At 64.1% G+C, this 15,209-nt stretch carries 8 protein-coding genes; 7 read left to right on the top strand and 1 reads right to left on the bottom strand.

Annotated features, from left to right (window positions below; genetic code table 11):
- Window positions 1-239 precede the first annotated feature (239 nt).
- The 3 genes from rpoB to KUV62_RS01220 all read left to right on the top strand — a co-directional run bounded on the left by rpoB (window position 240) and on the right by KUV62_RS01220 (window position 9,783).
- The gene (gene rpoB, locus KUV62_RS01230) at window positions 240-4,376 is read left to right on the top strand and encodes a DNA-directed RNA polymerase subunit beta (protein WP_222601862.1); all 4,137 of its coding nucleotides are present in this window, start codon (window positions 240-242) and stop codon (window positions 4,374-4,376) included.
- Window positions 4,377-4,472: 96 nt separating this feature from the next.
- The gene (rpoC, locus tag KUV62_RS01225) at window positions 4,473-8,729 is read left to right on the top strand and encodes a DNA-directed RNA polymerase subunit beta' (protein ID WP_222601861.1); all 4,257 of its coding nucleotides are present in this window, start codon (window positions 4,473-4,475) and stop codon (window positions 8,727-8,729) included.
- Window positions 8,730-8,877: 148 nt separating this feature from the next.
- Window positions 8,878-9,783 (top strand): DMT family transporter, encoded by a 906-nt coding sequence (locus KUV62_RS01220; protein ID WP_222601860.1) that lies wholly within the window; start codon window positions 8,878-8,880, stop codon window positions 9,781-9,783.
- Here the strand turns inward: KUV62_RS01220 and KUV62_RS01215 are convergent.
- Entirely contained in the window at window positions 9,759-10,559 is an 801-nt protein-coding gene (locus tag KUV62_RS01215) for a glycosyltransferase (RefSeq protein ID WP_222601859.1), read from the bottom strand. The two genes, KUV62_RS01220 and KUV62_RS01215, sit on opposite strands and share 25 nt — an antisense overlap.
- Before the next feature lie 369 nt (window positions 10,560-10,928).
- Between KUV62_RS01215 and rpsL the strand changes: the two genes are divergently transcribed.
- The 4 genes from rpsL (at window position 10,929) to tuf (ending at window position 15,191) form a co-directional block, all read left to right on the top strand.
- Entirely contained in the window at window positions 10,929-11,300 is a 372-nt protein-coding gene (rpsL, locus tag KUV62_RS01210; RefSeq protein WP_007118826.1) for a 30S ribosomal protein S12, read from the top strand.
- Between the two features lie 12 nt (window positions 11,301-11,312).
- Window positions 11,313-11,783: a 30S ribosomal protein S7 gene (gene rpsG / locus KUV62_RS01205; RefSeq protein ID WP_222601858.1), complete on the top strand. Its 471-nt coding sequence runs from the start codon at window positions 11,313-11,315 to the stop codon at window positions 11,781-11,783.
- Between the two features lie 21 nt (window positions 11,784-11,804).
- Window positions 11,805-13,928 carry an elongation factor G gene (gene fusA / locus KUV62_RS01200; protein ID WP_222601857.1) on the top strand — a complete coding sequence of 708 codons (2,124 nt, stop codon included), beginning with the start codon at window positions 11,805-11,807 and terminating at the stop codon, window positions 13,926-13,928.
- 87 nt (window positions 13,929-14,015) lie between these two features.
- Window positions 14,016-15,191 (top strand): elongation factor Tu, encoded by a 1,176-nt coding sequence (tuf, locus tag KUV62_RS01195; RefSeq protein ID WP_222601856.1) that lies wholly within the window; start codon window positions 14,016-14,018, stop codon window positions 15,189-15,191.
- The last annotated feature ends 18 nt before the right edge of the window (window positions 15,192-15,209 follow it).

Genomic DNA, 15,209 nt, shown 5'->3' with positions numbered 1-15,209 from the left:
CGCATGTGATCACGACTTCAGGCTGGGTCCGGGGTTCTCCCGGGCCCAGCCGAACCCGTCTCAGAGAGGCCCCTTGCCGGCGTGCGGGGGAGGGGCTTTTCTCAGACGAGTTCACCGATCGGGAGGCCCTTGGTGGGACAGGGGCCAGGAATGGATCAGAACCGTCGTCTCGGATGGACGTGCCGCTGGTGCCCGACAGCGCGCGCGACCGGTGAGAAGCTGAAAAGGTGACAAACCTCATGGCGCAAAGTTTCCTTGGCCAGAAACGTCTTCGCAAATATTTCGGTAAAATTCGTGAGGTTCTGGAGATGCCGAACCTCATCGAGGTTCAGAAAAGCTCCTACGAACTCTTCCTGAAATCCGGTGACCAGCCCCAGCCGACCGACGGCGAGGGGATCAAAGGCGTGTTCCAGTCGGTCTTCCCGATCAAGGATTTCAACGAGACCGCGGTCCTCGAATTCGTCAGCTACGAGCTGGAGAAGCCGAAATACGACGTCGAAGAGTGCATGCAGCGCGACATGACCTACAGCGCCCCGCTGAAGGTCACCCTGCGCCTGATCGTGTTCGATATCGACGAGGACACCGGCGCCAAGTCGGTGAAGGACATCAAGGAACAGGACGTGTTCATGGGCGACATGCCGCTCATGACGCCGAACGGCACGTTCATCGTGAACGGCACCGAGCGCGTGATCGTGTCTCAGATGCACCGTTCGCCGGGCGTGTTCTTCGACCATGACAAGGGCAAGACGCACAGCTCGGGCAAGCTGCTCTTCGCCTGCCGCATCATCCCCTACCGCGGCTCGTGGCTCGACTTCGAATTCGACGCCAAGGACATCGTGTTCGCCCGCATCGACCGCCGCCGCAAGCTGCCGGTCACGACCCTGCTCTACGCCCTCGGGCTGGATCAGGAGGCGATCATGGACGCCTACTACAAGACCGTCACCTACAACCTGCGCCGCGGCGAAGGCTGGGTGACCAAGTTCTTCCCCGAGCGGGTGCGCGGCACGCGCCCGACCTATGATCTCGTGGATGCGGACAGCGGCGAAATCATCGCCGAGGCCACCAAGAAGGTGACCCCGCGCGCGGTCAAGAAGCTGATCGACGAAGGCTCGGTGCAGAATCTGCTGGTGCCGTTCGAGCAGATCGTCGGAAAGTTCGTCTCGAAGGACATCATCAACGAGGAAACCGGCGCGATCTATGTCGAGGCCGGCGACGAGCTGACCTGGACCGTCGACAAGGACGGCGACGTGACCGGCGGCACCCTCAAGGAGCTGGTCGACGCGGGCATCACCGAGATCCCGGTCCTCGACATCGACAACGTCACCGTCGGTCCGTACATGCGCAACACCATGGCGCAGGACAAGAACATGGACCGCAACAGCGCGCTCATGGACATCTACCGCGTCATGCGCCCGGGCGAGCCGCCCACCGTCGAGGCCGCCTCGGCGCTGTTCGACACCCTGTTCTTCGACAGCGAGCGCTACGACCTCTCCGCCGTGGGCCGCGTGAAGATGAACATGCGCCTCGCGCTCGAGAAGCCCGATACCCAGCGCACGCTGGACCGCGACGATATCGTCAAGTGCATCAAGGCGCTGGTCGAGCTGCGTGACGGCAAGGGCGAGGTCGACGACATCGACCACCTCGGCAACCGTCGTGTCCGCTCCGTCGGCGAGCTGATGGAAAACCAGTACCGCGTCGGTCTGCTGCGCATGGAGCGCGCCATCAAGGAGCGCATGTCGTCGGTCGAGATCGACACCGTCATGCCGCAGGACCTGATCAACGCGAAGCCCGCCGCGGCTGCCGTGCGCGAGTTCTTCGGCTCGTCGCAGCTGTCGCAGTTCATGGACCAGACCAACCCGCTCTCCGAAGTGACGCACAAGCGGCGTCTCTCGGCGCTTGGACCGGGCGGTCTGACCCGCGAGCGTGCCGGCTTCGAGGTCCGCGACGTGCACCCGACCCACTACGGCCGGATGTGCCCGATCGAGACGCCGGAAGGCCCGAACATCGGTCTGATCAACTCGCTGGCCACCTTCGCCCGCGTCAACAAGTATGGCTTCATCGAGACCCCGTACCGGGTGGTGAAGGACAAGCAGGTGACCGACGAGGTCCACTACATGTCCGCCACCGAGGAGATGCGCCACACGGTTGCACAGGCGAACGCCAACATCGACGAGAACGGCCAGTTCATCAACGAGATGGTCAACACCCGCCAGTCCGGTGACTACACGCTCGCGCCGGCGGAAAGCGTCGACCTGATCGACGTGTCGCCGAAGCAGCTGGTCTCGGTCGGTGCCTCGCTGATCCCGTTCCTCGAGAACGACGACGCAAACCGCGCCCTGATGGGTGCGAACATGCAACGTCAGGCCGTTCCGACCCTGCGCTCGGAAGCGCCGCTGGTCGGCACCGGCATCGAGGGCAAGGTCGCCATCGACTCCGGCGCCGCCATCCAGGCGCACCGCGCCGGCATCGTCGACCAGGTCGATGCACAGCGGATCGTGATCCGCGCAACCGAGGATCTCGAGCTTGGCGATGCCGGCGTCGACATCTACCGGATGCGCAAGTTCCAGCGCTCGAACCAGAACACCTGCATCAACCAGCGTCCGCTGATCAAGGTGGGTGACAAGGTCGGCAAGGGCGAGGTCATCGCGGATGGTCCGTCGACGGACATGGGGGAACTGGCGCTCGGCAAGAACGTCATCGTCGCCTTCATGCCGTGGAACGGCTACAACTACGAGGACTCGATCCTGATCTCCGAGCGCATCGCGCGTGACGACGTCTTCACCTCGATCCACATCGAGGAATTCGAAGTCGCCGCCCGTGACACCAAGCTCGGGCCGGAAGAGATCACCCGCGACATCCCGAACGTCGGCGAGGAAGCCCTGCGCAACCTCGACGAGGCCGGCATCGTCTATATCGGCGCCGACGTGGAGCCGGGCGACATTCTCGTTGGCAAGATCACCCCGAAGGGCGAGAGCCCGATGACGCCGGAAGAAAAGCTTCTGCGCGCCATCTTCGGTGAAAAGGCCTCCGACGTGCGCGACACCTCGCTGCGGGTGAAGCCGGGCGACTACGGCACCGTCGTGGAAGTGCGGGTCTTCAACCGTCACGGCGTCGAAAAGGACGAACGTGCGCTGCAGATCGAGCGCGAGGAAGTCGAGCAGCTGGCCCGTGACCGGGATGACGAGCTCGCCATCCTCGATCGCAACATCTATGCCCGTCTCGGCGACCTGATCCTCGGCAAGACCGCGGTGAAGGGCCCGAAAGGCGTGAAGCCGAACTCGGAGATCACTTCCGAGCTGCTTGAGACGCTCAGCCGCGGCCAGTGGTGGCAGCTGGCGCTCGCCGAAGAGCAGGACGCGCAGATCGTCGAGGCGCTGCACGAGCAGTACGAGGCGCAGAAGCGCGCCCTCGATGCCCGTTTCGAGGACAAGGTCGAGAAGGTCCGCCGTGGCGACGACCTGCCGCCGGGCGTGATGAAGATGGTCAAGGTGTTCGTGGCGGTGAAGCGCAAGCTTCAGCCGGGCGACAAGATGGCCGGCCGTCACGGCAACAAGGGTGTGATCTCCCGCGTTGTTCCGATGGAGGACATGCCGTTCCTGGAGGACGGCACCCCGGTCGACTTCTGCCTCAACCCGCTGGGCGTGCCGTCGCGCATGAACGTCGGTCAGATCCTTGAAACCCACATGGGCTGGGCCTCGCGCGGCCTGGGCATCAAGATCGACGACGCGCTTGCCGACTACCGCCGCTCGGGCGACCTGACGCCGGTCCGCGAAGCCATGCGCATCGCCTATGGCGACGAGGTCTACGAAGAGGGCATCGCCGACATGGACGAGGATCTGCTGGTGGAAGCCGCAGGCAACGTCACCCGTGGTGTGCCGATCGCGACCCCGGTCTTCGACGGCGCCAAGGAGGCGGATGTCAACGACGCGCTGAGCCGTGCCGGCTTCGACACCTCCGGCCAGTCGCGCCTGTTCGACGGCCGCACCGGTGAGGAGTTCGCGCGGAAAGTCACGGTGGGTGTGAAGTACCTGCTGAAGCTGCACCACCTTGTCGACGACAAGATCCACGCACGTTCGACCGGCCCGTACTCGCTCGTCACGCAGCAGCCGCTGGGTGGTAAGGCGCAGTTCGGTGGCCAGCGTTTCGGGGAGATGGAGGTCTGGGCTCTGGAAGCTTACGGCGCCGCCTACACCCTGCAGGAAATGCTGACCGTGAAGTCGGACGACGTGGCGGGCCGGACCAAGGTCTACGAAAGCATCGTCAAGGGCGAGGACAATTACGAGGCGGGCGTTCCCGAGAGCTTCAACGTGCTCGTGAAGGAAGTCCGCGGCCTCGGCCTGAACATGGAACTCCTGGACGCAGACGGGGAGGAGTGACGAAGAATTTTCCTCCGAAAATTCTTCCGCCCAAGATTTTTCCTCCGAAAAATCTTGGGCCCTCTCCCGACGCAGCCATGACACAAAGGTTTTGACATGAACCAGGAACTGACGAACAACCCGTTCAACCCGCTGACCCCGCCCAAGGTCTTCGACGAGATCAAGGTGTCGCTCGCTTCGCCCGAGCGGATCCTCTCGTGGTCCTACGGCGAGATCAAGAAGCCCGAGACGATCAACTACCGTACGTTCAAGCCCGAGCGTGACGGCCTCTTCTGCGCGCGTATCTTCGGCCCGATCAAGGACTACGAGTGCCTGTGCGGCAAGTACAAGCGCATGAAGTATCGCGGCGTCGTCTGCGAAAAATGCGGCGTCGAGGTCACCCTCCAGAAGGTGCGCCGCGAGCGCATGGGCCACATCGAGCTGGCCGCGCCCTGCGCCCACATCTGGTTCCTGAAGTCGCTGCCGTCGCGCATCGGTCTTATGCTGGACATGACCCTGCGTGACCTCGAGCGCGTGCTCTACTTCGAGAACTACGTGGTGATCGAGCCCGGTCTCACCGACCTGACCTATGGCCAGATGCTCACCGAGGACGAATTCCTCGATGCGCAGGACGCCTATGGCATGGACGCCTTCACCGCCAATATCGGCGCCGAGGCGATCCGTGAGATGCTGGCCCAGATCGACCTCGAGGCCGAGGCCGAGCAGCTGCGCGCCGACCTCAAGGAAGCCACCGGCGAGCTGAAGCCGAAGAAGATCATCAAGCGCCTGAAGGTGGTTGAGAGCTTCCTCGAGTCCGGCAACCGCCCGGAATGGATGATCCTTACGGTGATCCCGGTCATCCCGCCGGAACTGCGTCCGCTGGTGCCGCTGGACGGTGGCCGCTTCGCGACCTCCGACCTCAACGACCTGTATCGCCGCGTGATTAACCGGAACAACCGCCTCAAGCGGCTGATCGAGCTCCGCGCTCCGGACATCATCGTCCGCAACGAGAAGCGGATGCTGCAGGAAGCCGTCGACGCGCTGTTCGACAACGGCCGCCGCGGTCGTGTCATCACCGGCGCCAACAAGCGTCCGCTGAAGTCGCTCTCCGACATGCTCAAGGGCAAGCAGGGCCGCTTCCGTCAGAACCTTCTCGGCAAGCGCGTCGACTTCTCGGGCCGTTCGGTCATCGTGACCGGCCCCGAGCTCAAGCTGCACCAGTGCGGCCTGCCCAAGAAGATGGCGCTCGAGCTGTTCAAGCCGTTCATCTACTCGCGGCTCGAGGCCAAGGGCCTGTCGAGCACCGTGAAGCAGGCGAAGAAGCTGGTTGAGAAAGAGCGCCCCGAGGTCTGGGACATTCTCGACGAGGTGATCCGCGAGCACCCGGTCCTGCTGAACCGTGCGCCGACGCTGCACCGTCTCGGCATCCAGGCGTTCGAGCCCCAGCTCATCGAGGGCAAGGCGATCCAGCTGCACCCGCTCGTGTGTTCGGCCTTCAACGCCGACTTCGACGGTGACCAGATGGCCGTTCACGTGCCGCTGTCGCTGGAAGCGCAGCTCGAGGCGCGCGTCCTGATGATGTCCACGAACAACGTGCTGTCGCCCGCAAACGGCAGCCCGATCATCGTGCCGTCGCAGGACATGATCCTCGGCCTCTACTACCTCACCATCATGCGCGAAGGCATGAAGGGCGAGGGCATGGTGTTCTCGAACATCGAAGAGGTCGAGCACGCGCTCACCGCCGGCGAAGTGCACCTGCACGCCAAGATCACCTGCCGCGTCAAGCAGATCGACGAGACCGGCCAGGAGATCGTCAAGCGCTACGAGACCACCCCCGGTCGCGTGCGCCTCGGCGCGCTGCTGCCGATGAACGCCAAGGCACCGTTCGATCTCGTCAACGACCTGCTGCGGAAGAAAGACGTGCAGCGCGTCATCGACACCGTCTACCGCTACTGCGGTCAGAAGGAGTCGGTCATCTTCTGTGACCAGATCATGTCGATGGGCTTCAAGGAGGCCTTCAAGGCGGGCATCTCGTTCGGCAAGGACGACATGGTCATCCCCGACAACAAGTGGGATCTGGTCGAGGAAACCCGCGACCAGGTGAAGGACTTCGAGCAGCAGTACATGGACGGCCTGATCACCCAGGGTGAAAAGTACAACAAGGTCGTGGACGCCTGGTCGAAGTGTAACGACAAGGTCACCGACGCCATGATGAATACCATCTCCGCCGCCAAGCGCGCCGAGGATGGCTCCGAGATGGAACCCAACTCGGTTTACATGATGGCGCACTCCGGTGCCCGTGGCTCGGTCACGCAGATGAAGCAGCTGGGCGGGATGCGCGGCCTGATGGCGAAGCCGAACGGCGACATCATCGAGACCCCGATCATCTCGAACTTCAAGGAAGGCCTGACCGTTCTCGAGTACTTCAACTCGACCCACGGCGCCCGTAAAGGTCTGTCGGACACCGCTCTGAAGACGGCAAACTCCGGCTACCTGACTCGTCGTCTGGTGGACGTGGCGCAGGACTGCATCGTGCGCATGCGCGATTGCGGCACCGACCGTGCGATCACCGCGGAAGCGGCGGTCAACGACGGTGAGGTCGTGTCGAGCATCGGTGAGCGTATCCTGGGCCGCGTCGCGGCGGAGGACATCATGCGCCCCGGCACCGAAGAGGTGCTGGTCCGCGATGGGCAGCTCATCGACGAGCGCATGGCCGATGCCATCGAAAGCGCCGCGGTGCAGACCGCACGCATTCGTTCGCCGCTCACCTGTGAGGCGGAAGAGGGCGTCTGCGCCATGTGCTACGGTCGCGACCTTGCACGCGGCACGATGGTCAACATCGGCGAGGCCGTGGGCATCATCGCGGCGCAGTCGATCGGTGAACCGGGCACCCAGCTGACGATGCGGACCTTCCACATCGGCGGCGTTGCACAGGGTGGTCAGCAGTCGTTCCTCGAGGCGAGCCAGGAAGGCATCATCGTCTTCGAGAACGCCTCGACGCTCGAGAACACCTCCGGCGAAACGCTGGTGATGGGCCGCAACATGAAGCTCATCATCCAGGGCGAGGACGGGGCTGAGCGCGCCAGCCACAAGCTGGGCTACGGCACCAAGCTCTTCGTCAAGGAAGGCGAGACCGTGTCGCGCGGCACCAAGCTGTTCGAGTGGGACCCCTACACCCTGCCGATCATCGCGGAAGCCGATGGTGTGGCCCGTCACGTCGACCTCGTGAACGGCCTTGCCGTGCGCGACGAGACCGACGAAGCCACCGGCATGACCCAGAAGATCGTGATCGACTGGCGTGCCGCTCCGAAGGGCAACGAGCTCAAGCCTGAGATCATCCTGATGGATGGCGACGGCGAGCCCGTCCGCAACGCGGCCGGCAACCCGATCACCTACCCGATGTCGGTGGACGCGATCCTGTCCTGCGAAGACGGGCAGGAGGTCAAGGCCGGTGACGTCGTGGCGCGTATCCCGCGCGAAGGTGCGAAGACGAAGGACATCACCGGTGGTCTGCCGCGTGTGGCCGAACTCTTCGAGGCACGCCGTCCGAAGGACCACGCGATCATCGCCGAGATCGACGGCTACGTGCGCTTTGGCAAGGACTACAAGAACAAGCGCCGTATCGCGATCGAGCCCGTCGACGAAACGCTCGACACCAAGGAATACATGATCCCGAAAGGGAAGCACATTCCCGTGGTCGAGGGCGACTACGTCCAGAAGGGCGACTACATCATGGACGGCAACCCGGCGCCGCACGACATCCTCGCCATCATGGGGATCGAGGCGCTGGCGAACTACATGATCGACGAGGTGCAGGACGTGTATCGACTGCAGGGCGTGAAGATCAACGACAAGCACGTCGAGGTCATCGTCCGGCAGATGCTGCAGAAGTGGGAAATCACCGACAGCGGCGACACCACCCTTCTCAAGGGCGAGCACGTGGACAAGGCCGAGTTCGACGCGGCCAACGCCAAGATCGAGAAGAAGGGCGGCCGTCCGGCACAGGGCGAACCGATCCTTCTCGGCATCACCAAGGCGTCGCTCCAGACCCGCTCCTTCATCTCGGCGGCCTCCTTCCAGGAGACCACCCGGGTCCTCACCGAAGCCTCGGTGCAGGGCAAGAAGGACAAGCTCGTGGGCCTCAAGGAGAACGTCATCGTGGGCCGCCTGATCCCGGCGGGCACCGGTGGCGCGACCCAGCGGGTGCGCAAGATCGCGACCGACCGCGACGGCAAGGTGATCGAGGTCAAGAAGGCCGAGGCGGAAGCCGCGGCAGCCCTCGCCGCACCGGACGCCGACTTCTCGGGCAGCGACGTGATCGGTGGCGACGAGTTCGACAACCTGGTCGTGGATACGCCGGAGAGCCGCGAGTAAGCCTCGCCTCTTCCCGAACTGAGAAAGCCCCCGCCGTGCGCGGGGGCTTTTTCGTATTCTCGGGGCGCATTCCGGGGCCCGCGGAAATCGTACGTGGTCGAACGGATTCCCCTTGGCGGAACGCTGCGACGGGTCTACCGATCAAGCCATGGCACAGCTTTCCGACAACACCCGCGGCGCGCTCCTGATGATGGCCTCGATGGCGGCTTTCACGCTGGGCGATACCTGCGTGAAGGCGATCGGCGAGGCGATCTCGCTGTCCCAGCTGCTGGTGATCCGGGGCTTCTTCGCGAGCATCTTCATCGCGCTGATGGCGTGGCGCCTGAACGCGCTGCGCTTCGACCTGCCGCGGCGCGACTGGGCCTTGGTGCTGACCCGCGCGATGGCCGAGGTCGGCTCGACCTACTTCTTCCTCACCGCGCTGCGCCACATGCCGCTGGCCAACGTCACCGCGCTTCTGCAGATGCTGCCGCTCACGCTGACCCTGGGCTCGGCGGTGTTCTTCGCCGAGAAGGTGGGCTGGCGGCGCTGGCTCGCCATCGCGGCGGGCTTCGCGGGCATGCTGCTGATCGTGCGGCCGGGCACCGAGGGCTTCAACCTCTACTCGATCTTCGCGCTGGTGGCGGTCGCCTTCGTAACACTGAGGGATCTCGTCACCCGGCGGATGTCGGCGGCGGTGCCGTCGCTGACCGTCACGTTGGTCTCGTCGGTTGCGGTGTTCCTCTTCGCGCTGACCATGTCGCTGGGGCAGGACTGGGCGCCGATCACGCCGCGGCTGGGCCTGCTGCTGACCGGGGCGACGCTGTTCATCATCGCCGGCTACAGCCTGTCGGTGATCGTCATGCGGGTGGGCGAGATGAGCTTCGTCGCGCCATTCCGCTACACCGGGCTGCTGATCGCGCTGGTCGTCGGGCTGCTGGTTTTCGGCGACTGGCCGGTGCCGCTCACCCTGCTGGGCGCGGCGATCATCGTGGCCACCGGCAGCTTCAACCTCTGGCGCGAGGGCCAGCTGCGCCGCCGCGCCTTGGCTCAGGCGAAGATCCGGCGCACCTGATCGGCGTCGATGGCAAAGCGCTCGCGGAAGAGCGCTTCGCCGGCCGCGTCGAGCCGGGGCAGGGCGACGGGTTTGACGTGCTTCTTCTGCCGCGAGTCGTTGTGATCGTTGTGGCCGCGCACATACATCGGCCGGTCGGTGAAGGTCACCGTGGGCATGAAGCGCATGATCTTGTTGTGGCCGAAATTCATCGTGCTCTGCTTGACGCCCGGCGCCACCGCCATCGCCTCGGCCACGCCCCAATAGGGCGTCACCGTTTCCTCGGCGGAGATCCCCTGCGCGTCGGGCCGGGCGACATAGCCGCGATTCCAGTCGAACCCCACCAGCCGGTGCCTGGCGCGCAGCGACGCCACGTCCTGCGCCGCCTCGCGCAGGGTGGCGACGAAATCCACCGCCACCGCGTCGTCGTCATCGTGGCGGAATTGCAGGCAGGGCAGGGCCATTTCGCGGGCGGCGTTGATCACCTCCTGACAGACCGCCCGGTGCGGCCCCGGTGGTCGAGCCACGATGCGGGCCTGCGGGAAACCGGAGAGCAGCGCCTCGAGCCGCGCGCGCGCCTCGGGGGGCAGGGAGGTGCCCACCAGCACGAGGAAGGTGAAGTCGGGATCGCTCTGGGCCTTCAGCCCCGGCAGGCAGATCGCCTCGAAGTGCCGGAAGCGCTCCTCGAGCCGGGCCGGGGCGAAGAGATAGGCCTCACGGGCGGCGGTATCGTCGTGCTCGACCTGGAAGCCGCCCTCGGCCGGATAGGAAAACCGGCACAGCCCGATCACTTGCATCGCCCTCGCTCCTCTGAAACAAGCCCCGGACCTGCATCGCATCGCCGCTTTGTCCTGACAAGGTGCGGCTCATGTTGACAAGGTCCGCGACTCCCCCTATACGCGCCTCAATTCGCCGGAGGCATCAGTGCGTCCGGTGCGTTCTACAGTACTGAAGCGGTCACGATCCGGGCCTCGGCCCCGATCCTCTGGACACCCACCGCGTCGTTCCCTTACGGGAGCGGATGCGGTGCTTTGCGTCGTCTCTGACTGTCAGGTCAGGGGAGATGTATCGCCGGTGACCTGCGGACGCGCAGGGCGCCTTGAATGATGAACCGCACGGGACGCCCCGTGCAGCACATATGTGAGAAACACGGGGAAGATACCCAAATGCCCACGATCCAGCAGCTGATCCGCAAGCCGCGGCAGCCCAAAGTCAAACGTTCCAAGTCGATGCACCTGCAGGAATGCCCGCAAAAGCGTGGCGTCTGCACCCGCGTCTACACCACCACCCCCAAGAAGCCGAACTCCGCCATGCGGAAAGTGGCCAAGGTGCGCCTGACCAACGGCTTCGAGGTGATCAGCTATATCCCGGGCGAGAGCCACAACCTGCAAGAGCACTCCGTTGTGCTCATCCGTGGCGGCCGTGTGAAAGACCTTCCCGGTGTGCGTTACCACATCCTGCGCGGTGTGCTGGATACCCAGGGTGTCAAGGACCGGAAGCAGCGTCGCTCGAAGTACGGCGCGAAGCGTCCCAAGTAAGAGGATACGGAAATGTCTCGTCGTCACGCTGCAGAGAAGCGCGAAGTCCTGCCCGACGCCAAGTATGGCGATGTCGTGCTGACCAAGTTCATGAACAACCTGATGATCGACGGTAAGAAGTCGGTCGCAGAAAAGATCGTCTACAACGCGCTCGACCGCGTCGAAGGCAAGGTGAAGCGCGCGCCGGTGGAAGTGTTCCACGAAGCGCTCGACAACATCAAACCGTCGGTCGAGGTTCGTTCGCGCCGCGTCGGTGGTGCCACCTATCAGGTGCCCGTCGAAGTGCGCCCCGAGCGCCGCGAAGCGCTCGCCATCCGCTGGCTGATCAACGCCTCGCGTTCGCGCAACGAGAACACCATGGAAGAGCGCCTCGCAGGTGAGCTTCTGGACGCTGTGCAATCTCGCGGTTCGGCCGTGAAGAAGCGCGAAGACACTCACAAGATGGCCGACGCGAACAAGGCGTTCAGCCACTACCGCTGGTAAATCCAGGAAAGGCAGTCCATCATGGCACGCGATTATCCGCTGGAGCGTTACCGTAACTTCGGGATCATGGCCCACATCGATGCGGGCAAGACCACGACGACGGAACGCATTCTCTACTACACCGGCCGCTCCCACAAGATCGGCGAAGTCCACGACGGCGCAGCCACGATGGACTGGATGGAGCAGGAGCAGGAACGCGGGATCACCATCACTTCCGCCGCCACCACCACCTTCTGGCAGTGGCAGGAAGATCCGACCGCCGAAGGCACGTCGGATACCAAGTTCCGCTACAACATCATCGACACCCCCGGTCACGTCGACTTCACCATCGAGGTGGAGCGTTCGCTGGCGGTTCTCGACGGTGCCATCTGCCTTCTGGACGGTAACGCCGGCGTCGAGCCGCAGACCGAGACCGTCTGGCGCCAGGCCGACCGCTACAAGGTTCCGCGCATCGTGTTCGTCAACAAGATGGACAAGATCGGTGCCGACTTCTTCAACTGCGTGAAGATGATCAAGGACCGCACCGGCGCGACGCCCGTTCCGGTCAACTTCCCGATCGGCGCCGAGGACAAGCTGGAAGGCATCGTCGACCTCGTCACCATGGAAGAGTGGGTTTGGCAGGGTGAAGACCTGGGCGCCTCCTGGGTGCGCCAGCCGATCCGCGACGAGCTCAAGGACCTGGCCGACGAGTGGCGCTCGCACATGATCGAGAACGCCGTCGAGCAGGACGACGACGCGATGGAAGCCTATCTCGAGGGCGAAGAGCCGTCGATCGACAAGCTGCGCGAGCTGATCCGCAAGGGCACCCTGTCGCTGTCCTTCGTGCCGGTTCTCGGTGGTTCGGCGTTCAAGAACAAGGGCGTCCAGCCGCTGCTCAACGCCGTGGTCGACTTCCTGCCCGGTCCGCTCGACGTGCCGCCCTACATGGGCTTCTCGCCGGACGACGAGTCGGAAGAGCGCAACATCGCCCGCCACGCGGACGACAGCGAGCCGTTCTCCGGCCTCGCGTTCAAGATCATGAACGACCCGTTCGTGGGCTCCCTGACCTTCACCCGGATCTACTCGGGCGTGATGAACAAGGGTGACTCGATCCTGAACTCGACCAAGGGCAAGAAAGAGCGCATCGGTCGTATGATGATGATGCACTCGAACAACCGCGAAGAGATCGAAGAGGCCTTCGCAGGCGACATCATCGCGCTGGCCGGTCTGAAAGAGACCACCACCGGTGACACGCTCTGCGCCCAGTCCTCGCCGGTCGTGCTCGAAACCATGACCTTCCCCGATCCGGTCATCGAGATCGCGGTCGAGCCGAAGACCAAGAACGACCAGGAGAAGATGTCCCAGGGTCTGGCCCGTCTGGCCGCCGAAGACCCGTCCTTCCGCGTCGAGACCGACCTCGAGTCCGGTCAGACCATCATGAAGGGCATGGGCGAACTTCACCTCGACATTCTGGTCGACCGCCTCAAGCGCGAGTTCAAGGTGGAAGCCAACATCGGTGCCCCGCAGGTGGCCTATCGCGAGACCATCGGTCACGAGATCGAGCACACCTACACCCACAAGAAGCAGTCGGGTGGTTCGGGTCAGTTCGCCGAGGTCAAGCTGGTCATCAGCCCCACAGAGCCGGGCGAAGGCTACTCGTTCGAGAGCAAGATCGTCGGCGGTGCGGTTCCGAAGGAATACATCCCGGGTGTCGAAAAGGGCATCAAGTCGGTGATGGACTCCGGTCCGCTCGCGGGCTTCCCGGTGATCGACTTCAAGGTCGCCCTGATCGATGGTAAGTTCCACGACGTGGACTCCTCGGTCCTGGCCTTCGAAATCGCGGCACGGATGGCAATGCGCGAAGGTCTGCGCAAGGCCGGTGCGAAGCTGCTCGAGCCGATGATGAAGGTCGAGGTCGTGACCCCGGAAGAGTACACCGGTTCGATCATCGGTGACCTCACCTCCCGTCGCGGTCAGGTGTCGGGTCAGGAGCCGCGCGGCAACGCCGTGGCGATCCAGGCCTTCGTGCCGCTGGCCAACATGTTCGGCTACATCAACAACCTGCGCTCCATGTCCTCGGGGCGCGCGCAGTTCACGATGCAGTTCGACCACTACGATCCGGTTCCGCAGAACATCTCTGACGAGATCCAGTCGAAGTACGCATAAGCCGGGTGGCGGGGTCGGTCCCCGCCCTACCCACCACCGTAGGGTGGGCTATGTGCCCACCACCTGACAGAAAAAGGAGCCTTTCGCATGGCAAAGGAAAAGTTTGAGCGCGGCAAACCGCACTGCAACATCGGCACGATCGGTCACGTCGACCACGGCAAGACGACGCTGACGGCGGCGATCACCAAGTATTTCGGTGACTTCAAGGCGTACGACCAGATCGACGGCGCACCGGAAGAGAAAGCCCGCGGCATCACGATCTCGACCGCGCACGTGGAGTACGAGACCGAGGCGCGTCACTACGCCCACGTCGACTGCCCCGGCCACGCCGACTACGTGAAGAACATGATCACCGGTGCTGCGCAGATGGACGGCGCGATCCTGGTTGTGAACGCAGCTGACGGCCCGATGCCGCAGACCCGCGAGCACATCCTGCTGGGCCGCCAGGTGGGCATCCCCGCCATGGTCGTGTTCCTGAACAAGGTCGACCAGGTGGACGACGAGGAGCTCCTCGAGCTCGTCGAGATGGAAGTCCGCGAGCTGCTCTCCGAGTACGACTTCCCGGGCGACGACATTCCGATCATCGCGGGCTCGGCGCTTGCGGCGATGGAAGGCCGTGATCCGGAAATCGGCGAGAACAAGATCAAGGAACTGATGGCTGCCGTGGACGAGTACATCCCGCAGCCGGAGCGCGCTGTCGACCAGCCGTTCCTGATGCCGATCGAAGACGTGTTCTCGATCTCGGGTCGCGGCACCGTTGTGACCGGCCGTGTCGAGCGTGGCGTGATCAACGTTGGCGACGAGATCGAGATCGTCGGCATCCGCGACACCAAGAAAACCACCTGCACCGGTGTCGAGATGTTCCGCAAGCTGCTCGATCGCGGCGAAGCCGGCGACAACATCGGCGCACTGCTGCGCGGTGTGGACCGTGAGGGCGTCGAGCGTGGCCAGGTTCTCTGCAAGCCGGGCTCCGTGACCCCGCACACCAAGTTCGAAGCCGAGGTCTACATCCTGACCAAGGAAGAAGGTGGCCGTCACACGCCGTTCTTCGCGAACTACCGTCCGCAGTTCTACTTCCGGACCACCGACGTGACCGGCACCGTGACCCTCCCCGAGGGTACCGAGATGGTCATGCCCGGCGACAACCTGAAGTTCGTGGTCGAGCTGATCGCCCCGATCGCCATGGAAGACGGCCTCCGCTTCGCCATCCGCGAAGGCGGCCGCACCGTCGGCTCCGGCGTCGTCTCCAAGATCGTCGAGTGATCTTGACAGCAGGCGCGT

The sequence above is a fragment of the Salipiger bermudensis genome (assembly GCF_019801965.1).
In the GTDB taxonomy this organism is placed as follows: Bacteria; Pseudomonadota; Alphaproteobacteria; order Rhodobacterales; family Rhodobacteraceae; genus Salipiger; species Salipiger bermudensis_A.
The sequence above is the reverse complement of the archived record's forward strand: the minus strand, read 5'-3'. Positions and strand labels throughout refer to the sequence as shown.